This window comes from Streptomyces endophyticus (genome assembly GCF_035798155.1).
Lineage (GTDB): Bacteria > Actinomycetota > Actinomycetes > Streptomycetales > Streptomycetaceae > Streptomyces > Streptomyces endophyticus.
This window is the reverse complement of sequence record NZ_JAOZYC010000184.1, coordinates 66,227-88,102: the sequence shown is the minus strand read 5'-3', so window position 1 is coordinate 88,102 and position 21,876 is coordinate 66,227. Positions and strand designations below refer to the sequence as shown.

The 21,876-nt window shown below is 68.8% G+C and carries 15 protein-coding genes; 12 read left to right on the top strand and 3 right to left on the bottom strand.

Annotated features, from left to right (window positions below; genetic code table 11):
* Positions 1-13: 13 nt before the first annotated feature.
* From OKJ99_RS36775 to OKJ99_RS36735, 9 genes are all read left to right on the top strand, one after another.
* The gene (locus tag OKJ99_RS36775; protein WP_326022681.1) at positions 14-937 is read left to right on the top strand and encodes a carbohydrate ABC transporter permease; all 924 of its coding nucleotides are present in this window, start codon (positions 14-16) and stop codon (positions 935-937) included.
* 2 nt (positions 938-939) lie between these two features.
* Positions 940-1,872: a carbohydrate ABC transporter permease gene (locus OKJ99_RS36770; protein WP_326022680.1), complete on the top strand. Its 933-nt coding sequence runs from the start codon at positions 940-942 to the stop codon at positions 1,870-1,872.
* Between the two features lie 198 nt (positions 1,873-2,070).
* Positions 2,071-3,282 (top strand): ROK family transcriptional regulator, encoded by a 1,212-nt coding sequence (locus OKJ99_RS36765; protein ID WP_326022678.1) that lies wholly within the window; start codon positions 2,071-2,073, stop codon positions 3,280-3,282.
* A 121-nt stretch (positions 3,283-3,403) separates the two neighbouring features.
* Entirely contained in the window at positions 3,404-4,522 is a 1,119-nt protein-coding gene (locus tag OKJ99_RS36760; RefSeq protein ID WP_326022677.1) for an ABC transporter substrate-binding protein, read from the top strand.
* A gap of 183 nt (positions 4,523-4,705) precedes the next feature.
* Positions 4,706-5,497, top strand: a complete 792-nt coding sequence (locus OKJ99_RS36755) for an ATP-binding cassette domain-containing protein (protein ID WP_326022676.1) — start codon at positions 4,706-4,708, stop codon at positions 5,495-5,497.
* On the top strand, positions 5,494-6,774 hold the full coding sequence (locus OKJ99_RS36750; protein ID WP_326022675.1) for a sugar ABC transporter permease: 1,281 nt from the start codon (positions 5,494-5,496) through the stop codon (positions 6,772-6,774). The genes OKJ99_RS36755 and OKJ99_RS36750 overlap by 4 nt, the downstream gene beginning before the upstream one ends.
* 240 nt (positions 6,775-7,014) lie before the next feature.
* A complete protein-coding gene (gene dxs / locus OKJ99_RS36745) occupies positions 7,015-8,937 on the top strand; it encodes a 1-deoxy-D-xylulose-5-phosphate synthase (RefSeq protein ID WP_326022673.1) in 1,923 nt (640 codons plus the stop codon).
* Positions 8,938-9,163: 226 nt separating this feature from the next.
* Positions 9,164-10,669: an amino acid permease gene (locus OKJ99_RS36740; protein ID WP_326022672.1), complete on the top strand. Its 1,506-nt coding sequence runs from the start codon at positions 9,164-9,166 to the stop codon at positions 10,667-10,669.
* Positions 10,670-10,740: 71 nt separating this feature from the next.
* Positions 10,741-12,231, top strand: coding sequence for an ArnT family glycosyltransferase (locus OKJ99_RS36735; RefSeq protein WP_326022671.1), 1,491 nt, complete (start codon positions 10,741-10,743; stop codon positions 12,229-12,231).
* An 18-nt stretch (positions 12,232-12,249) separates the two neighbouring features.
* On the opposite strand, the gene OKJ99_RS36730 is transcribed toward OKJ99_RS36735, so the two are convergent.
* Positions 12,250-13,344, bottom strand: a complete 1,095-nt coding sequence (locus OKJ99_RS36730) for an LCP family protein (protein ID WP_326022670.1) — start codon at positions 13,342-13,344, stop codon at positions 12,250-12,252.
* Positions 13,345-13,707: 363 nt separating this feature from the next.
* Between OKJ99_RS36730 and OKJ99_RS36725 the strand changes: the two genes are divergently transcribed.
* Positions 13,708-14,769, top strand: coding sequence for a hypothetical protein (locus OKJ99_RS36725; RefSeq protein WP_326022669.1), 1,062 nt, complete (start codon positions 13,708-13,710; stop codon positions 14,767-14,769).
* A gap of 301 nt (positions 14,770-15,070) precedes the next feature.
* Positions 15,071-18,931, top strand: a complete 3,861-nt coding sequence (locus OKJ99_RS36720) for a bifunctional glycosyltransferase/CDP-glycerol:glycerophosphate glycerophosphotransferase (RefSeq protein ID WP_407700835.1) — start codon at positions 15,071-15,073, stop codon at positions 18,929-18,931.
* 14 nt (positions 18,932-18,945) lie between these two features.
* On the opposite strand, the gene OKJ99_RS36715 is transcribed toward OKJ99_RS36720, so the two are convergent.
* A complete protein-coding gene (locus OKJ99_RS36715; RefSeq protein ID WP_326022665.1) occupies positions 18,946-19,857 on the bottom strand; it encodes an endonuclease/exonuclease/phosphatase family protein in 912 nt (303 codons plus the stop codon).
* Between the two features lie 139 nt (positions 19,858-19,996).
* On the opposite strand from OKJ99_RS36715, the gene OKJ99_RS36710 reads away from it, so the two are divergent.
* Positions 19,997-21,472, top strand: a complete 1,476-nt coding sequence (locus OKJ99_RS36710) for a hypothetical protein (RefSeq protein WP_326022664.1) — start codon at positions 19,997-19,999, stop codon at positions 21,470-21,472.
* A gap of 25 nt (positions 21,473-21,497) precedes the next feature.
* Here OKJ99_RS36710 and OKJ99_RS36705 read toward each other — a convergent pair whose 3' ends face one another.
* Positions 21,498-21,854 (bottom strand): PIN domain-containing protein, encoded by a 357-nt coding sequence (locus OKJ99_RS36705; protein ID WP_326022663.1) that lies wholly within the window; start codon positions 21,852-21,854, stop codon positions 21,498-21,500.
* Positions 21,855-21,876: the final 22 nt, after the last annotated feature.

Sequence of the window (21,876 nt, the reverse complement as noted above, 5' to 3'; positions counted from 1 at the left end):
GGGGTCGTTAACCATGCAACACGGCAAGTACCGCTTCATCGTGGGGTTCTTGGTGGCCCCCTTGGCGTTGTACGCCGTCTTCGTCATCTGGCCGTTCATCCAGGCGATCTACTATTCGTTCACCGACTGGACCGGACTCAGCCCGGATTTCAAGATGGTGGGCTTCGCGAACTACAAGAGGATGTTCGAGGACGACGTCTTCTGGAAGGCGTTGCAACACAGCGCCCTGTTCGTGGTGTTGCTGCCGCTGGTGACGCTCGGCCTCGCACTGTTCTTCGCCTTCATGATCAATGTGGGCGGGCGGCACCGGAAGGGTGCCGCCGTCTCAGGAGTGCGGGGTTCGGGCTTCTACAAGATCGCGTACTTCTTCCCGCAGGTATTGTCGATCGCGATCGTCGCGATCCTCTTCCGGTTCGCGTACAGCCCCAACGACGGTGCGATCAACGGGGCGTTGAACGCCGTCGGCCTGGACTCGCTCGCCCAGGACTGGCTGGGCGACCCGAACGTCGCCCTGTGGTCCATCATGGCGGTCCTGGTGTGGAGCACCGTCGGGTTCTTCGTGGTCCTGTTCTCCGCGGGCATGGCGTCCATCCCGAAGGACTTCTACGAGGCGGCGCTGCTCGACGGCGCCGGCCGGGCCACCACCTTCTTCAAGATCACCATGCCGCTGCTGTGGGACACCATCCAGTCCGGCTGGATCTACATGGGCATCCTCGCCCTCGGCGCCGAAGCCTTCGCCTCGGTCCAGATCATGTCGGTGGGACCGGGCGGCCCCGACTACTCGACGACCGTCCTTCCCCTGTACGTCTGGCAATCGGCGTTCCGTGACGCGAACGCCGCCTACGCAACGACGATCGGTGTCGCCCTGCTCGTCCTCACGCTGCTGTTCGCGGCCGTCGTGATGCGCCTCGGTCGACGCGAGCGGCTGGAGTTCTGACCATGAAGACCACCGACACCCCGTCGTCCGAGGTCCCCGCCCAGCGCGGCAGCGGCGGCGACCCGGTCACCAAGACCAAGGCCCCGCAGCAGGGCAAGGAGAAGAGCAGCGAGGGCGGCGTCCTCAACGTCTTCTCGCACGGCATGCTCATCCTCTGGGCGATCATGGTCGTCATGCCGCTGCTGTGGGCGGTGATGACGTCCTTCAAGACGGACGGCGACATCTTCGGCTCGCCCTGGTCGCTGCCGGACAAGCTGCACTTCGAGAACTGGTCGCGGGCGTGGTCCGACGCCCACATGAGCGACTACTTCCTCAACACCATCGTCGTCGTGGGCTTCTCGCTCGCCGGCACGCTCGTGCTCGGCTCGATGGTCGCGTACGTCCTCGCACGCTTCGAGTTCCCGGGCCGGCAGTTCATCTACTTCCTGTTCGTCGGCGGCATGAGCTTCCCGATCATGCTGGCCCTGGTGCCGCTGTTCTACGTGATGAAGAACCTGGCCCTGCTGGACACGCTGCCCGGGCTGATCCTCGCCTACATCGCGTACTCGCTGCCGTTCACGGTGTTCTTCCTCACCTCGTTCTTCCGAACGCTGCCGTCCTCGATCGCGGAGGCGGCGTTCGTCGACGGTGCCTCGCACACCCGGACGTTCTTCCAGATCATGCTGCCGATGGCCAAGCCGGGCCTGATCAGCGTGGGCATCTTCAACTTCCTCGGGCAGTGGAACCAGTACATGCTGCCGACCGTCCTGAACCCCAGCCCGGACAACCGCGTCCTCGCCCAGGGCCTCGTCGAGCTCGCCACCAGCCAGGGCTACAAGGGCGACTGGTCGGGCCTCTTCGCGGGCCTGGTGATGGCGATGCTCCCGGTGCTGGCGGCGTACATCATCTTCCAGCGTCAGGTCGTTCAGGGGTTGACCGCGGGGGCGCTGAAGTAGCCGCCTGGTTTCTGGTGCGACGAAGGGTCCGGCCCCGGGGCAAATCCCCCCGGGGCCGGACTTCTGGGCGTTTCGGCGGGAAGGTATTTCTGTCAAGGGCTTGACGACGGAGACACCTTCAGCGGAGCTTGGAGTTCATAACTTGTACAAGGTCCGGTCACGTAGGGTGACGTGGGCCAAGGGACTAAGGGTGGGTCAATGGAGACTCCGGGGTCGCAGTCCTCGCTGCACCGGGCCAATCTCGAGCGGGTCGTACGTGCCGTACGTCTTGCCGGTTCGCTCACGCAGGCGGAGATCGCGAGGGCGACGGGCCTGTCGGCCGCGACGGTCTCCAACATCGTCCGCGAGCTCAAGGACGGCGGAACCGTCGAGGTCACGCCCACATCGGCCGGCGGCCGCAGGGCCCGCAGCGTCTCCCTCAGCGGCGACGCGGGCATCGTGATCGGCGTCGACTTCGGCCACACCCACCTGCGGGTGGCCGTCGGCAACCTCGCCCACCAGGTGCTCGCCGAGGAGTCCGAGCCGCTCGACGTGGACGCCTCCGCCGCGCAGGGCTTCGACCGGGCCGAAGAGCTGGTCGAGCGCCTCATCGTGGCCACCGGTGTGGACCGGGCGAAGGTCGCGGGCGTCGGGCTCGGCGTGCCGGGCCCGATCGATGTGGAGAGCGGCACGCTCGGCTCCACCTCGATCCTGCCGGGCTGGTCCGGCACCAAGCCCGCCGAGGAGCTGGCCCGCCGCCTGGGCGTCCCCGTGCACGTCGACAACGACGCCAACCTCGGCGCGCTCGGCGAGCTGGTGTGGGGCAGCGGCCGGGGCGTGAAGGACCTCGCGTACATCAAGGTGGCCAGCGGTGTCGGTGCGGGCCTCGTGATCAGCGGGAAGATCTACCGCGGCCCCGGCGGCACGGCGGGGGAGATCGGGCACATCACGCTCGACGAGTCGGGGCCCGTGTGCCGCTGCGGCAACCGCGGCTGCCTGGAGACCTTCGCCGCCGCCCGCTACGTGCTGCCGCTGCTCCAGTCCAGCCACGGCACCGACCTCACCATGGAGGGCGTCGTGCGGCTCGCGCGCGACGGGGACCCGGGCTGCCGCCGCGTCGTCGCGGACGTGGGCCGGCACATCGGCTCCGGGGTCGCGAACCTGTGCAACCTGCTCAACCCCAGCCGGGTCGTCCTGGGCGGCGATCTCGCGGAGGCCGGTGAGCTGGTCCTGGGGCCCATCAGGGAGTCCGTGGGGCGCTATGCCATCCCCAGCGCCGGGCGCCAACTCTCGGTCCTTCCTGGGGCGTTGGGTGGCCGCGCGGAGGTGCTCGGGGCGCTGGCCCTCGCACTGAGCGAGATGGGCGATTCGATGCTTTTGGACGGGTCCGGTGCAGGCGCTGTGCCCGCAGCCACACCTGCCTTCACTTAGAGAACGCATGACACCGTTGCCAACCCGTTAAGGATTTACTCCTTGACGCCGCTGTTGCGGCCGAGTTGACTTCCAGCCACCTCGGCCGCAACGACGCGGCCTCGTCAGGGAGGTTTCTGAAGTGAACACGCGTATGCGTCGTGCCGCCGTTGCATTCTGTGCCACCGCCATGGCCGTGTCTCTCGCCGCCTGTGGCAGCGCCAAGGAGTCCAAGGGCGAGGGCGACAAGACCGCCGGCAAGAAGTCCGACGCGCTGAAGATAGGTCTGCTCCTTCCGGAGAACCAGACGGCGCGTTACGAGAAGTTCGACAAGCCCATCATCGAGCAGCAGGTCAAGAAGCTGACGAATGGCAAGGGCACGATCCAGTACCTCAATGCCAAGCAGGACGCGTCCGTCCAGTCGCAGCAGATCGACACGATGATCACCAACAAGGTGGACGTGCTGATCCTCGACGCGGTCGACTCCAAGGCGGTCGCCGGCGGTGTGAAGAAGGCCAAGGACGCGGACATCCCCGTCGTCGCGTACGACCGCCTGGCCGAGGGCCCGATCTCCGCCTACACCTCGTTCGACAACGAGGAGGTCGGCAAGGAGCAGGGCAAGGCGCTCCTGAAGGCCCTGGGCGACAAGGCCAAGCCGAGCAACGAGATCGTCATGATGAACGGGGCCGCCACGGACCCGAACGCCGGCGACTTCAAGAAGGGCGCCCACTCCGTCCTCGACGGCAAGGTGAAGATCGGCAAGGAGTACGACACCAAGGAGTGGAAGCCGGAGAACGCCAACGCCAGCATGGAGGCCGCGATCTCCGCCCTCGGCAAGGACAAGATCGTGGGCGTCTACTCCGCCAACGACGGCCTCGCCGGCGGCATCATCACCGCGCTCAAGGGCGCGGGCGTCTCCAAGATTCCGCCGGTCACCGGCCAGGACGCCGAACTCGCGGGCGTGCAGCGCATCGTGACGGGCGACCAGTACATGTCGGTCTTCAAGTCGTACCCGCAGGAGGCCGAGACCGTCGCCAAGATGGCCGTCTCGATCGCCAAGACGGGCAAGCTCGACAGCTCGCTGAAGACCACGAAGGTCGACAGCGGCACCGAGCAGGGCATCCCCTCCGTGATCGTCCCGATCGTCTCCCTGACGCAGGACAACATCAAGGACACGGTCATCAAGGAGGGTTACTACACGGTCAACGACATCTGCACGGCCAAGTACAAGAAGGCCTGCGACAAGATCGGCCTGAAGTAACCCGAGCGAACCGGGAGCGCGCAGCAGCCTCCCCCGCGGCCCTGACGGGCCCCTGATGCACGTCCGGCGCCCCGCCGCCAACAGCCCCGCAGCTCAACGGCGCGGCGCCGGACGGAACACCAACACCCCCCTCATTCTTCTGAGTTCAACCTCCCGCCGGGTCAGGCCTTGGCGGTGAAGGAGATGGTTCACGTGTCCGCTACGCCCGTGCTGGCGTTGCGCGGGGTCTCCAAGCGATTCGGTGCCGTGCAGGCGCTCACCGACGTAGAGCTTGAAGTCCACGCCGGTGAGGTGGTCGCCCTGGTCGGCGACAACGGTGCCGGAAAGTCCACCCTGGTCAAGACGATCGCCGGCGTGCACCCCATCGATGACGGTGTCATCGAGTGGCACGGCAAGGCCGTCGCCGTCAACCGGCCGCACGATGCCCAGGCCCTGGGGATCGCGACCGTCTATCAGGACCTCTCGCTGTGCGACAACATCGATGTCGTCGGCAACCTGTTCCTGGGGCGCGAGATCAAGAAGCGCGGCATCCTCGACGAGGTCGAGATGGAGCGCCGCGCCCAGGAACTGCTCGACACCCTGTCGATCCGGATACCCAGCGTCCGGATCCCGGTCGCCTCGCTCTCCGGCGGTCAGCGCCAGGTCGTGGCGATCGCCCGCTCCATGCTCGGCGAGCCCAAGCTGGTGATCCTCGACGAGCCGACCGCCGCCCTCGGCGTCGAGCAGACCGCCCAGGTCCTCGACCTCGTCGAGCGGCTGCGCGAGCGCGGCCACGCGGTCATCCTCATCAGCCACAACATGGCCGATGTGAAGGCCGTCGCGGACAAGGTCGGCGTGCTCCGGCTCGGCCGCAACAACGGCGTGTTCTCGGTCAAGGACACGTCCCAGGAAGAGATCATCTCCGCCATCACCGGCGCCACGGACAACGCCGTGACCCGACGTGCGGCGCGCGCGAACGGGGAGGCTCAGAAGTGAGCATCGACAAGACCAAGGCCCCCGTGGACGAACCCGGTGTCGCCGCCGGAGCCGCAGTGGCCGCCGTGGACCCCCGCCTCCTCGTGCGGGAGCAGGGCTTCGCGGGCTACATCAGCGAGTTCAAGCGCAAGATCAAGGGCGGCGACCTCGGCGCCATCCCGGTCGTCATCGGCCTGATCATCATCGGCGCGATCTTCCAGAGCCTGAACTCCGCGTTCCTGGGCGCCGAGAACCTCAACAACATCTTCGTGGCGATGGTCGCCACCGGCATGATGTCGGTCGGCATCATCTTCGTGCTGATGCTCGGCGAGATCGACCTCTCGGTCGGCTCCGTCTCCGGTGTCTCCTCGGCGATCACCGCGGTGCTGAGCGTCACGCACGGGATGAACGAGTGGCTCGCCGTCCTGATCTCGCTCGCCGCGGGCGCGCTCATCGGCGCCCTGCACGGCTTCTTCTTCGCGCGGCTCGGCGCCCCCGCGTTCGCCGTCACCCTGGCGGGCCTGCTGTTCTGGAACGGCTTCATGCTCCAGATCCTGGGCTCCAACGGCACCATCAACCTCGACGGCGACGGCGTGGTCGGCAAGCTCACCACGTACTACTTCTCCGATGTCGCCGCCGCCTACGGCCTCGCCGTCATCGCGATCCTCGGCTACTTCGTGCCGACCTTCCTCGGCAACCGGCGCCGCGAGGCCGCGGGGATCCCGTCCCGGCCGCTCAGCGACATCGTGCTGCGCACGGTGCTGATCGCGATCGCCGTCTTCGGCGTCGCGGTCATCTTCAACCAGTACAAGGGCCTGCCGCTCGCGGTGCTGCTCTTCGGCATCGTCCTCGTCGGCACCGACTTCATGCTGCGCCGCACGTCGTACGGCCGAAAGATCAACGCGCTCGGCGGCAGCGTCGAGGCCTCCCGGCGTGCCGGCATCAACGTCACGGCGATCCGGATCTCGGTCTTCTCCCTCGCGGGCCTGTTCGCGGCGGTCGGCGGCCTCTTCTGGGCCTCCAAGATCGCGGCGGCCAACCAGGGCGCCGGTGCCGGTGACCTTCTGATGAACGTCATCGCCGCGGCCGTCATCGGAGGCACCAGCCTCTTCGGTGGCCGGGGCCGCACCTGGAACGCGCTGCTCGGTGTGCTGGTGATCACGTCGATCCAGTACGGCCTCCAGCTCGAAGGCATCGCCACCCCGATCCAGTACATGATCACCGGCGCTGTGCTCCTCGCCACGGTCGTCATCGACTCGATCACCCGAAAGACCCAGAAGACGGCCGGTCGCGCCTGACGGCACCCGGCCCCCTTCTCGGCCCCGAACGGACTGTGCCCGGTGTCAATGGTGACGCCGGGCACAGTCACGCGTACGCGCCGCGTGTGCGCCGTGCGGCTGGTTCTGTTTCGTGACGAGGGCGTGACGAGGAACGCACGGCCCGCACGCCACCGCGAGCGGCGGAACATTAGAATCGACAGGCCCGGCAAGCTCGACAGCTCAACCAGCTACTCACAGCTCTATCGCAAGGAGGCACGGGTGCCGCTGCTGACCCGCATCACGGGACCGCGCGATCTGGACCGGCTCAGCCTGGAGCAGCTGGACCAGCTGGCAGGAGAGATCCGGACCTTTCTCGTCGACGCGGTCTCCAAGACCGGCGGCCACCTCGGCCCGAACCTGGGCGTCGTCGAGCTGACGATCGCCCTGCACCGCGTCTTCGAGTCCCCCCAGGACAAGGTCCTGTGGGACACCGGCCACCAGTCCTACGTGCACAAGCTGCTCACCGGCCGCAAGGACTTCTCGAAGCTGAAGATGAAGGGCGGCCTCTCCGGCTACCCCTCGCAGGCCGAGTCCGAGCACGACGTGATCGAGAACAGCCACGCCTCCACCGTCCTCGGCTGGGCCGACGGCCTGGCGAAGGCGAACGAGGTCCAGGACCGCGGCGACCACGTCGTCGCGGTCATCGGCGACGGCGCCCTCACCGGCGGCATGGCCTGGGAGGCGCTGAACAACATCGCCGCCGCCAAGGACCGCCCCCTCGTCATCGTGGTCAATGACAACGAGCGCTCCTACGCTCCCACGATCGGCGGCCTCGCCAACCACCTCGCGACCCTGCGCACCACGGATGGCTACGAGCGCTTCCTGGCCCGCGGCAAGGACCTCCTGGAGCGCACCCCGGTCGTCGGCAAGCCCCTCTACGAGACGCTGCACGGCGCGAAGAAGGGCCTCAAGGACTTCATCGCCCCGCAGGGCATGTTCGAGGACCTCGGCCTGAAGTACGTCGGCCCGATCGACGGGCACGACCTCGAGGCCCTGGAGTCCGCGCTCACCCGCGCCAAGCGCTTCGGCGGCCCGGTCATCGTGCACTGCCTCACCGAGAAGGGCCGCGGCTACAAGCCCGCCCTCCAGGACGAGGCCGACCGCTTCCACGGCATCGGCCCCATCCACCCCGACACCGGCCTCCCGATCAAGGCCTCAGGCGCCGACTGGACGTCCGTCTTCGGCGACGAGATGGCCAAGCTCGGCCGCGAGCGCGAGGACATCGTGGCGATCACCGCCGCGATGCTTCAGCCGGTCGGCCTGAAGAAGTTCGCCGATGAATTCCCCGAGCGGGTCTACGACGTCGGCATCGCCGAGCAGCACGCGGCGACCAGCGCGGCGGGCCTCGCCCAGGGCGGCCTGCACCCGGTCTTCGCGGTCTACGCGACGTTCCTCAACCGCGCCTTCGACCAGCTCCTCATGGACGTCGCCCTGCACAAGTGCGGGGTCACCTTCGTCCTGGACAGGGCCGGCATCACCGGCACCGACGGCGCCTCGCACAACGGCATGTGGGACATGTCCCTCCTCCAGGTCGTCCCCGGCGTCCGCATCGCCGCGCCGCGCGACGCCGACCAGGTCCGCGCCCAGCTGCGCGAGGCGGTCCAGGTCGACGACGCCCCCACCGTCGTCCGCTACTCCAAGGGCGCGGTCGGCCCGGCCGTCGAGGCGGTCGGCAAGGTCGGCGGCATGGACGTGCTGCGCGAGCCGAAGTCCGACAAGCCGGACGTGTTGTTGGTGTCCGTGGGCGCGCTCGCCCCGATGTGCCTGGAGATCGCCGACCTCCTCGACAAGCAGGGCATCACGACGACCGTCGTCGACCCCCGCTGGGTCAAGCCGGTCGACGAGGCGATGGCTCCGCTGGCCGAGCGCCACCGCGTGGTCGTCACCGTCGAGGACAACTCCCGTGTGGGCGGCGTCGGTTCGTCGATCGCGCAGGCGCTGCGCGACGCGGGCGTAGACGTTCCGCTGCGTGACTTCGGCATTCCGCCGCGCTTCCTGGAGCACGCCTCCCGCAAGGAGATCATGGCCGAGATCGGCCTCACGGCGCCGGACATCGCGCGCCAGGTGACGGGGTTGGTGTCCAAGCTGGACGGTCGCCGGGAGGCTGCCGCCATGGAGGAGATGGAGCCGGCGCGCGACTGACGTTCAAGCCGTCCGGGGCGCGGCCACGGGGCTCCGCCCCGGACCCCGCTGCTCAATCGCCGCAGGGGCTTGATAGTCCCGCCGCAGGGGCTTGATTCGGGGCCGGCCAGTCCCCCATAAGGGGGCCGGACCGGCCCCATTCGCATGAATACGGGTGACTCACCCGCGCGCCGAAGGCTACTCGTCTCGATCATGTCGGGGACGACGAAGCCTACGGAGGTATCCGGTGACCACCCAGCCAGGCACAGGCGCGGAGCGAACCCGCAACGGACTGTTCCGGACCAAGTCCATCGAGCAGTCCATCCAGGACACCGAGGAGCCCGAGCACCAGCTCAAGAAGACCCTCTCCGCCCTCGACCTCACCGTCTTCGGCGTCGGCGTCGTCATCGGTTCCGGCATCTTCGTCATCACCGGCACGGCCGCCACCGACTACGCGGGCCCGGCCGTGACCATCGCCTTCGTCGTCGCCGCCGTGGTCTGCGCCCTCGCGGCGCTCTGCTACGCGGAGTTCGCCTCGACGGTCCCGGTCGCCGGATCCGCGTACACCTTCGCCTTCGCCTCGCTCGGCGAGTTCCCGGCGTGGATCATCGGCTGGGACCTGATCCTCGAACTCGCCCTCGGGTGCGCGACGGTCGCGGTCGGCTGGTCCGGCTACGTCCAGTCGCTCCTCGACAGCTGGGGCATCCCGCTACCGTCGGGGCTCCAGGGCCCGAGCTCGGGCCACGACGGCTTCAGCTTCAATATCGCCGCGTTCCTGCTGGTCCTCGCCGTGATGACGGTCGTCGTCGTCGGGATGAAGCTGTCGGCGTGGGTGACGTCCGTGGTGGTCGCCATCAAGGTGACGGTCGTCCTGATCGTGATCGCGGTGGGCGCCTTCTTCATCAACGCCGACAACTACAGCCCGTACATCCCGCCCGCCCAGGAAACCGAAGGCGGCTCGGGGCTCACCGCGACACTCCTCGAAGCCGTCGCCGGCTTCACCCCGCAGAGCTTCGGCGTGATGGGCATCTTCACCGCCGCGGCCGTCGTCTTCTTCGCGTTCATCGGCTTCGACGTCGTCGCGACCGCGGCCGAGGAGACCCGCAACCCGCAGAAGGACGTCCCGCGCGGCATCCTCGGCTCCCTCGCCATCTGCACGGTCCTGTACGTGGGTGTGGCCGCGGTCGTCACCGGCATGCAGAACTACAAGGAGCTGGACCCGGGCGCACCGCTCGCGGAGGCGTTCAAGTCGGTCGGCCACCCGTTCTGGGCGGGCCTGATCTCCTTCGGCGCGGTCATCGGCCTGACGACCGTCTGCATGATCCTGCTCCTCGGCCAGAGCCGCGTCTTCTTCGCGATGAGCCGCGACGGCCTGCTGCCCCCGGTCTTCAGCGCGGTCCACCCCAAGTTCCGCACCCCGTACCGCTCGACGATCATCCTGGGCGTCCTGACGGCCCTGGTGGCAGGCTTCATCTCGCTCGAAGAACTCTCCAAGCTGGTCAACATCGGCACGCTGTTCGCCTTCGTCGTGGTCGCCCTCGGCGTCCTCATCCTGCGCCGCACCCGCCCCGACCTTCCGCGCGGCTTCAAGGCCCCGTGGGTGCCGGTCCTGCCCATCGCCTCGGTGGCGTGCTCGGTGTGGCTGATGCTCAACCTGTCCGTGGAGACGTGGCTGCGGTTCGCGGTGTGGATGGTGGTCGGCGTGGTGATCTACTTCGTGTACGGGCGGCGCCACAGCCGGGCGGCGCGGTAATCGCGACCGATTCTCCCGCCCCCGTATGTCCTTACTAAGTAGGACATACGGGGGCGGATAGCTTGGCGCACATGCTCAGCGAGGCGCCCCCGTCCCACCCCTCACTCCAAGCGGTACCCGAAGGCGGTCGCGGGAACGCCCCGCGGCCCAGACGCACCCACCGCCACTACTGGCCCCGCTTGATCCTCGCCCTCACGGCCCTGTCCTGCGCCACCCGCATCCCGTCCTTCGCCCGCCCGCTCTGGAACCCGGACGAGGGCTATCTCGCCGTCCAGGCAAGGATGTTGGCGCACGGCGGCACGCTCTACGAAACCGTTGTCGACCGCAAACCCCCGCTGGTTCCCTGGCTGTACGAAGCGGTGTTCGCGCTCTTCGGCTCGGACTCGCTCACGCCGGTGCGGGTGTGCGCGGTGGTGGCACACGTGGTGACAGCGGTGTTCCTGGCATCACTGGCCCGCGGCCGCTGGGGCGACACGGCGGGCCGTACGGCAGGGGTCCTCTACCTCGTCCTGTCCGTCGGCCTGAACCCGGAGGACACCCAGGCCGCGACCTTCGAGGTGTTCATGCTGCCGTGGACCGCGGCGGCGCTGTGGTGCGCGGACCGCCGCAGATGGGTGTTGTGCGGGACGGCGGTCGCGGCCGCGTTCCTGACGAAGCAGACCGGGGGAGCGGTGCTGGTGCCGGTGGTCTGGATGCTGTGGCGGGCAGGCCTGCCGCGAAGTGGCGTACTGCGATGCGCTGTTGGGGCATTCGCGCCGGTCGCGGCCGTCGCCCTGCTGACGAACCCCGCGGGCTTCGTCTTCTGGACGGTGACGGGTTCGGGCGCGTACGCCTCGATCACCGGCTCCGAACTCCACGTCCTCCTGCGGGGACTGACGAACGCGGCGATCCTCTCACTGGCCTGCGTGGGCGTACTGCCGCCGGTCGTGCGGGTGTTGCGGATCGCGCGGACGGGGTGCGGGGAGCTGTGGCTGTGGCTCGCGTCCTCGGCGGGGGCGGTCGTCTTCGGCTTCCACTTCTTCGGCCACTACTACCTCCAACTGGTCCCGCCCCTGGCCCTGTTGGGAACCCTGGCGCTGCACATTCTCCCCCGCGAACACCTGCGGCGGTCCCTGCTCGTCACGGCGTGCTGCGGCGCCCTGTTCGTCACGTGGGGCCTGCTGGCGCCCCGCACCGAACTCGCCCACGCGGAACGGGTGGCGGCGGCGCTGCGTGAGCGCGCCGGGCCGGACGACCGGGTCCTGGTCTGGGGCATGCACCCGGAAACGTACTGGCTCTCGAACCGCACCCCGGCGAGCCGCTTCCTGACGGCGGGCCTGCTCACGAATTTCAGCGGGGGCAGGGACGGGGGCGGGGTGGGCGAGCGCTTCGGGGTGCCGGGCAGCTGGACCACCTTCCGCACGGAGGTCCGGGGCCGACCCCCGACGGTGATCGTCGACGACTCGCGGGGGGAGGCGTACGGGCCGGGACGGGTGGGGTCGGTGCGGCGCCTGTTGGCGGGGTACCGGGAGGTGGCGCGGGTGGACGGGGCGGTGGTGTACGAACGCGTCCGTGCGACCTAGGCCCTAGCCGGCCACCGGTCAGCCGCCCTTCGCGGGGGACTTCTTCGCCGACTCGGGGATCTCGCGGTCGCCGCGGACGGCCTTCCACAGGGTGTCGGCCTGCGGCTGCGCGGCCACGACCCGGTTGGGATCCGCCTTGTCGTACGCGACCGGCAGCATGATCGTCTCCATGCTCGCCGGGTCGACACCCCGCATGCTCCGCCCGAACGTGGCGAGCTTGGTGAGCGAGGCGAGCCCGTCGTCGGTCGTGAGCGACGCGGTGAGACTGTTCGCGATCTTGTACGTCTTGGTGGGGCTGCCCAACAGGTCCTGCTGCTTGATCTCGCTCAACAGGGCGATCATGAACTGCTGCTGAAGTCCGATGCGGCCGAGGTCGGAGCCGTCGCCGACGCCGTGCCGGGTCCGCACGAAGGCCAAGGACTCGGTGCCGTCGAGCTTGTGGGTCCCGGCCTCAAGGTCGAGCCCGCTGGATTTGTCGTGGATGGGCTTGTCGACCGTGACGCTCACCCCGCCGATGGCGTCGACCAGTCCCTTGAACCCGGCGAAGTCGATCTCCATGAAGTGGTCCATGCGCACCCCCGACATCGCCTCGACGGTCTTCACGACACAGGCCGGACCGGCGAGCGAGTACACGGAGTTGAACATCACGCGATCCGCCGACGGCGTCTTCGTACCGTCCGCCTTGGTGCACCCCGGCCGGGTCACGAGGGTGTCGCGCGGAATGCTCACGGCGGTCGCGCGGGACCGGCCCTCGGGGATGTGCAGCACCATCGCGGTGTCGGACCGGGCTCCGGCGACCTTGCCGGTCCCGAGCGAGGCGTTGGCGCCGGACCGCGAGTCGGACCCGAGCACGAGGATGTTCTGCCCCGACGTCGGAAGCTTCTCGGGGCGGTCGCCGCCGATCGCCTCGTCGAGGTCCACGCCGTCGATGTTGCCGTTGAGGTTGCTGTAGAGCCAGTACCCGGTGCCGCCTGCCGCGAGGACGAGGACCAGCAGGGTCCACAGGATGATCCGACGTATCCGTCTGCCGCGGGTCTTCGTCTTCTTCGGTTTGCGGCGACCGCGCGGGGCGGGAGTCGCGCTGCGGCGCGAGGTCGTGGAGGCGTGGCTCATCGTGCCTGAGTCCTTGTAAGTCGTGCCCGTGGGGCGGGCGTTCGGTGTGAGGACTCGGGTGGGGGGAGAGCCGGTCCGCGGTGTGGCTGGGGGCTGACGCAGCACTATAGACGTGAATTCGTCCGATAGTGCGAGACATGTGACCGAATCGTGTTCCAGTTCGGGAGTTAAGTGATGGGAAGGTGCGCCCGTACGTTCATGGTGATCATGTGTGCAGAGCGACACGAGGAGAGCACGTGAACGCAACACATATGATGAAGCGGATGTTTTCGATTCCCGCTTGTCCGTGCTGCGGCGCGGTTCAGGAAGGTACGCCAGGCCATGCGGAGAAGGTCGCCAGATCCACAGGGTGCCGTGCGGCCCGTGGCTGAAGGGCCGACGCGCGTCGCGTCCGGCGCCGCTCACGGCCGCTGGCTGACGTTGGGCAAGGACGGTCGGCTCAGCCTGTACACCCTCGCCGAAGGCGGCCTGTTCCGGTGGACCGAGAGCGCCGTCGGCGGGCCCGACTGGGACGGGCCGCACTTCGTGCCGGTGCCGGGCCTGACCCATCTGACGGTCGTCCAGGGCGCCGACGGCTACGTCCACTTCCTCGGGCGCAGGCAGCGCGCCGGAGCGGACGGCGCCACGGCCGTCGACGTGGTCCACGCCATCCAGTACCAGACCGGTCTCGCCTTCACCGACTGGCGCTCGCTCGGCAACCCGCACAAGGACCGCGAGCAGGGGCGGCACATCGCCCCGCCGACCGGCGCGACAGCTCCGGACGGCACCGTGCACGTCTTCGTGCGCGGTGCGCACGGCGGGCTGATGATGCGGCGCGAGGAGCCGAGCGGCAAGTGGCGCGCCTGGGAGGACCTGGGCGGAGCGGGGCTTGACGCGCGATCGGCTCCGATCGCCCTGAGCGACGGCCGGATCGAGGTCGTGTCCGCCGCCCAGACGGGCGTGTTCGTCTGGGGACAGTCGCAGCCCGGTGGCGACTTCACCGCGCCCCGGGGCTTCGGCCTTCATCCGGTTCCCGGCACGCTCTCGGCCGTGGAGACCGGGCCGGGTCGGCCGACCTTCTTCTGGGTCGACGGCGCGGGCGCGACCGCGGCGGCGTGGCGGGCGGGAAACTGGCCACTGCCGCTGGGCGGTGGCCCGGCCCGCGAGGCGTATGCCGTGCTGCGGGCGCCTGTGGACGGTTTCGACTGCGTCGTCCTCGCCGGCCGAAGCCCTGATGGCGGTGCGGTTCTTGGGCTCGGTGGCACGGAGAACGAGGCGGGCGGGTTCTGGTGGTACCCCCTGGACCGCCCCTGCCAGGGCTCCCCGGCGCTGGCCAGGGACGGCCAGGGCCGGGTGGTGGTGGCCCTGTTGGGCCCCGACGGCCTGCCGGAGACGGCCAGGCAGGACGGCGCCGGGCTGGCCCTGTCCGCGTGGCAGAAGATGTGAAGAGGCCGGGCGCTCGCCCCTGCGGGCAAAATGTCCGGGACTGTACAGCTCCGGAGAGATGAGCGGCACATTAACGGAGGTTGACCACTCTGAAGAGTCACATAAGATGTGTAGAACTTGTGACCGCTGGGCCGGGGGGCTTTGTCGAGGTCACAAGGGCGGATGACGCCAAGGCGATGGGAAGCGCCTGGTGGGCGCGCCGAGCAAGGGGAGGGCACCTCACGGTGCGGCGAGCAGCCCATTGGGCGATATGTCTTGGCAGGAGTGTGGGTCGGTGGGAAGTCCCCGTCTGAGTGTCGTTGTGCCTTTTCAGGATGTTGAGACCTATCTCGGCGAGTGCCTGGAGTCCATCGCACGCCAGTCGTTCCGCGACTTCGAGGTGATCCTCGTCGACGACGGCTCCACCGACGACTCGACGCGGATCGCGGCCCAATTCTGCGCCGACGACCCGCGGTTCCGCCTCATCCGGCAGGAGTCCCACGGCCCCGGCCACGCCCGCAACACCGCTCTGCGGGCGATGCACCCGGACGGTGAGTTCCTCGCCTTCGTCGACGGCGACGACGTCATTCCCGAGTACGCGTACGAGCTCCTGGTCCGCACCCTGGACGAGTCCGACTCGGACTTCGTCTCGGGCAACGTACAGATGATGAACTCCACCAAGAAGTGGCAATCGCCCCTGCACAAGGGGCCGATGCAGAAGAACCGCCGCGGCACCCACATCACCCGCAACGAGGCGCTCATCTACGACCGGACCGTGTGGAACAAGCTGTTCAGGCGGTCCTTCTGGGACTACCACTACATCGAGTTCCCCGAGGGGGTCCTCTACGAGGACTCCTGGGTCAACATGTTCGCCCACTTCCGGGCCACCAAGGTCGACGTCCTCACCGACATCGTGTACTTCTGGCGCCGCCGTGAGGGCGGCGCCGCGCCCTCCATCACCCAGCGCCACACCGAGTTGTCCAATCTGCGCGACCGCGTCGCCGCGGTGCAGTCGGTCAGCCGCTTCCTCGCCGAACGACGCTCCAAGCTGTACCTGGAGAGCAAGCGCAAGTACGACCTGGCCTGCCTCAAGTCCGATCTGCTGCTGCACCTGAAGGTGCTGCCGGACGCGGACGACGAGTACCAGGACGCCTTCATGGAGTGGGCCAACGAGTTCCTGGACGAGGCCGACCCGGACATCATCGACGACCTGCCCGCGGAGATCCGCGTCAAGTGGCTCCTGGTGCGCGAGGACCGGCTCGACGAGCTTCTCGACGTCATCGAGTTCGAGCGCAAGGGCGGCCCCATCCCCGTCCAGCGACGCTTCCACCGCTACCTCAAGTACCCGTATCTGGGCGACCGCGAGGTGGGTCTCGACCGCAAGGCCTACCGTCTCGACAAGGAGCTTTCGCTGCGCGGGTCGCTCGACAGCGCACGCTGGAGCACCTACGGCGACCTGCTCACGCTCACCGGCTCGGCCCATATCCGCTTCATCAACGTGCACAAGAAGCACATGTCGGTGAAGGCGATAGCCCTGCGCAACAAGAAGCAGGGGCGCATGGTCGTCACCGCCGCGAAGACCACCTACGCCCCGCAGGCCACCGAACGCTCCAACCAGAATCGTTACTGCTACGACTGGGCCGGCTTCGAGACGCGGATCGACACGACCCGGCTCAAGCGGAAGGGCAAGTGGGTCGAGGGCACGTGGGACGTCGCCGCGGGCGTTCTCAGCCGCGGGCTCTTCCGCTACCGCGGCATCGACCGCGGCAGCGCGGGTACCGCCGCGAACCCGCCGTACAAGTACGTCGACAACAACACCCGCATTCTCCCTGTGTTCGTGCAGGGCAAGCTCAAGCTGCGCGTGGAGGTCGTGCGGTGCCGGATCACCGGCCACCGCGTGGTGGGGGACCAACTCGAGCTGCGCGGCGTCTACCTCGGCCCCAAGGTGCCCGAGTGGGGCAAGTTCCGGGTCGCCAGCATGAGCGGCGCCGGACGGCACGACTCCCGGGTCCACTTCACCCCGGGCGGCGACGGCTGGTGCACCTTCAGCACGCGGTTGCCGCTGCGCTCCCTCGTCCCCGGATTCCGGGCCGACGCCCAGGCCGGGGGCGACATCCCGGAGTCCTGGAGCATGGGCAGCAATGGCTGGAAGACGACCCTGCACGTCGAGGGTCGGAAAATGACCATCTATCCGGTCATGGCGGAGGGCACTCCCGACGGCCACTACCGGATGCCGGCGGACCTGCAGACCCGCGAGGCCGACCGCGAGATCGTCGCCCACCGCAACGGCTCCGGCTATCTCGTGCTGTTCGAGCGCGCCACCCTCCCGATGGCGAAACGAATCGCCTGGCGCGAGAACGGCGCCCTGGAGATCATCAGCCAGTACGCCGCCGCGGACACCCTCACCGCCCAGCAGTACCGCGACACCCACGTCGTGGTGCGCTCGCGCGCGCACGGTGCCGAGCGCGACGTCCCACTGGAGTGGCACGGCAACAAGTTTCGCTGCGTGCTGTCGCCTGCGGCCATGCGCACCCTCGCGGGGGACATACCGCTGGCCTCGGGCCGCTGGGACCTCTTCCTCCGCCGTCAGGACCTGTCCTCGGTCAGCCGCGAGGCGCGCCTGGAGGACCTGATGATCAAGATCCATCAGGACCTGGTCCCCGCGTTCCCGCAGCAGTACGAGGAGAACGAGCGGGGCTACGAACTTCAGGCCGAGGCGTACGACCGGCTCTCCCTGATGGTGGAGTCCGCCATGCCGGACCACGCCCGCGGCCCCTACCGGCAGAAGCTGCTGCGTACCAAGGCGTACCAGGCAGCGCGCCGAAGACCGGTGCGGCCCGCGATCCTCTTCGATGCCTTCAAGGGCACGCAGTACTCCGACAGCCCGCGCGCCCTGCACGAGGAACTGGTCCGTCGACGCGTGGATTTGGACCACCTCTGGGTCGTCAAGGACGACCAGGTGCAGGTTCCCGAGACCGCGATCGCGGTCCGCATGTGGTCGCCGGAATGGTACGAGGCCCTGGCCACCAGCGCGTACATCGTGGCCAACAACCACATGCCGGACTGGTTCCAGAAGCGGGACGGCCAAGTCGTCGTCCAGACCTGGCACGGCACGCCGTTGAAGAAGATCGGCCACGACATCGAGGCCATCCACTTCGCCGACCAGCGCTATCTGGAGCGCGTGGAGAAGGAGGTGCAGAACTGGGACATGCTCGTGTCACCCAACAGCTTCTCCACCCCCATCCTCCGGCGTGCCTTCGGCTTCCCCGGCGAGATGGTCGAGTGCGGCTACCCGCGCAACGACCTCCTGCGCCGCCCCGGCATGGACGGCCGCGAGCAGGAGATCCGCCGCCGCATCGGCCTCCCCGAGGGCAAGCGTGTCGTCATGTACGCCCCGACCTGGCGGGACGACCAGTTCTACGCCCCGGGCAAGTACAAGCTGGACTTCCGCATCGACCTGGACGACGCGCGGGCCCGCCTCGGCGCCGACCATGTCCTTCTCGTGCGCCGCCACCCGAATGTGGTGGACCCGGTGCCGGGCGCCGGTGACGGCTTCGTCTTCGATGTCTCCGACTACCCCGACATGGCGGACCTGTCCCTGATCACCGACGTGATGATCACGGACTACTCGTCCCTGATGTTCGACTACGTCAACACGGGGCGGCCGATCCTGTTCTTCACGTACGACCTGGACCATTACCGCGACACTCTGCGCGGCTTCTACTTCGACTTCGAGAACAGCGCTCCCGGCCCGCTGGTCGACACTTCCGAGCGGCTGATCACCACGATCCGTGACATCGACCGGATCCAGGAGGCGTACGCCGAGCGATACCGCTGGTTCCAGGGCCAGTTCTGCGACCTTGACGACGGCTACGCGGCGGCCAGGCTCGCCGACCGGATGCTGACCGCGGGAGGCGACCTGGCCCCTGAGGAGGCCAGGGCCCCTGCCGTGGGCACGGTCGACACGCGGCACGCGGTGCGGCCGATGACGCCGCTGCCGCTGCCGCCGCCGAACCAGCAGCAGCCGCAGTACGCGTACGGCAGGCAGAGACGGGTGCTGCGTGCGATCGCGCCGCAGCCCGCCCCCGCGCAGCTGCCCCCGGTCCCGTACCAACAGCCGTACAGGGCACAGTCCTTGAGGACGGCACCCGACGGCCGGGTCTACGAGGGAGTGATCGTGTGAGGCCGCGGTCCGCCTCAGCCGGTGCGCACCCGCAGCAGCACGGCGTAGTGGTCCGAGTCGCCGGTGTCGCGCACCGTGCAACCCGCCCTCGGCAGGCCGGTGAAGAGGTAGTCCAGCTTGTGCCCGGAGACATGGGTGGCCCGGCCGGAGCGGGCCGAAGCCGACCGCTGGTCGCACTCGCGCTGGGTGCCGTAGGGCGCCGACGGCCACACCCAGGCGACGGGATTGCGGCCACTCGGCGGGTCCACGTTCAAGTCACCGCCGTACACCACACGCCTGCCGCGGGCGGCGCCGGTGAGCGCCTTCAACTGGTCGTCCCGCAGCTCCCATCGCGGGTGGGCGAGGTCGTCGCCGGGTCGACTGAGATGGGCGTTGCAGACCGTGAGCCGGTGCGCGGCGACCGAGGCGCACACGACGCCGCGGCGCAGGCCCACCGTCGGCTGGCGCGAGGCCACCGTGCGCACGTGGGACAGCGGGTACGCGGACAGCATGGCGAAACCGGCCGCGTCACGGCTGCCGGAGCCGCACCGCACCGTGCTCGTGCGGCCCGCCTTGCTGCGCCAGCTGTAGGGGCGGAACACCGAGTGCCAGGAGCGGCCCAGGCGCGCTCGCACCGCCGAGACGTCCGAGGCGCACGCTTCCTGGAGAAACACCACGCGAGCGCCCCGGGCCGTGGCGAGGCCCACCACCTCGCCACGCTTGGCCCGCCGGTCCCCGGTCCCGTCGCAGTGCCAGCGCTCGACGCCGCACATGTTCCACGTGGCCACGGTCAGGGTGCGGGAGCCGGCGTGCGAGCGGGTCGGCCCGGCCGTCTGTACCGCGGCCAGCACCACCACCCCTGCCAACGACGCCGCGACCAGGCCGACGACGGCCGACACACGGCGCCGAAGGCGCCCCGGCGTCGGCCGGGCGGATGTCGGACGCATTCAGGCATGATGGCCGATCTTCCGACAGGGCGCCAATGTCATGCCGTATCGACATTCCTACGGCGTCCGACCCGCGGCGACCACCGCATAGGGCCGACGCCGCAGTACCTCCGAGACATCTGAGAGTGGGAGTCCTTACATGTCCAAAGCAGCCGCGCCGGGACGGAAGGTGCTCTCGGGGATCGAGACGTCCGGAGGGCACCCGGTGGAGTACCGGTTCGCCCATGCGGAGAAGGGCAACCGGCATCTCGTCGTGGTGTTCGCCAACTTCGCCGCGCACCAGGACTACGGCTGGTCCAACGGCGTCTTCGACAAGCTGAGGGCGAACATCCTCTGGATCCGCGACAAGTTCGACGGGAACCGGACCTACTACCTCTGCAAGGGCATGGACTTCTCGGTGGAGCAGTCCGTCATCACGCTCATATCGAACGTGATGAAGTCTCTCGACCTCACTCCGGATTCCGTCACCATGTGGGGCGGCTCCAAGGGCGGGAGCGCGGCCCTCTACTTCGGCCTGAAGTACGGATTCCGCAACATCGTGGCGATCACTCCGCAGTTCGCCATCGGGTCGTACGTGCGGGACGTGCATCCCGGCGTGGCCCGGTTCATGCTGGGTGAGGCCGTCCCCGAGGAAAACGTGCGCATGGTGGACGCGCTGATCCCCGAACTCGTCGCCTCAGGGGCCGGTCGAGCCGCCAACATCTACCTGATGTCGGCCGCGCAGGACGAGCAGTACGCCACGCAGATCGAGCCGTACCTCCGGCTCTTCGGCTCGTACGAGAACTTCAATTTCGTCTTCAGCGACTCCCCGCACATCGCCGACCACACCCAGGTCGCCGGACGCAATGTGCCGGTCCTCATGGGGATCGCCAACATGCTGATCGACGGGATCGCGCCACGCATGGGTGTGGTCCGCAACGGATTCGAGGAACCGGGCCGCGACCGCTCCCGCATAGACGCCTACTTGGCGTCCACCTCCGTCATGCGTGGAGCGGAGTTCCCGGCTCCGACGGTCACGGCTCCCGCGTTCCAGGCCGAGATGCCGCGGCAGTCCGTGTGGTTCACCGGGGTCGCCCCGGGGGCGGTACGGGTCAGCATCTGGGAGCACGGGAAGTTCCTCGGCCAGACGGACGTGGCACCGGACGGCAGTTGGTCGTGGGAGCTCGGTCGGCCCTGGAGCAAGGGCAAGCACCCGGTGAAGGTCTTCTCGGCGGACGCCAACGGCTTCCAGTCGGAGCGCGTCGAGGTCCTCTTCACCGCGGTGGACGGTGCGGCGGCACTGCCCGCCCCAGAAGGCGCGGCACCGTCCGGCGTGCTGTCTCCCGCCGCCTATGAACAAGTGATGGGTTCGCAGGTGGTGTTCACCGGTGTGACGGCCGGCGCCGTGCAGGTCGGATTCCGGGAGCAGGGCACCCCGCTCGGCAGTGCGGCGGTGGGGCATGACGGCCGCTGGTCCTGGGACTCCGGCTGGGAGTGGACGCCGGGCGCACACGTCGTCGACGTGGTCGTGCTCGATGCCTTCGGGGGCGAGACCCCGATCTCCCAGGTGCCGTTCAGTGTCATGGGCGTGACGGCAGGGGCGGCGTCCCAGGGGTACTACGGCGGCAGCTACTGAGCCGGGCGGACGGTGTACGCGCCGGTCACCCGGACCCGTACACCGTCCGCGGCCCCACGCACGAGGCCCCCAACTCCGCGACCCTGCTCCGCAGTTCACGATCCGCCGTGACCACGGTGCACACCCGCCCGTCGAGCCCCGCCACCACCCCCACGATGTGATCGTCCCCGCTCCCCTCCGCCGACTCCACCCGCACCCCGGGCACGGACGCGACACCGCGTGCGGCTCCCTCGACGACGAGGATCACCTCGACCCCGGCCCGCTCCCCGTATCCCACCAGCCGGTCGCGCAGCCGCTCGGCGGCTCCTCGCCGGTCCCGCCACCACCCGTCGGGGACGGACCCGACGACGTTGGCCCCGTCGACCACCAGCACTTCGCTCATGCGGTCCAGGGTCGCACCTGGT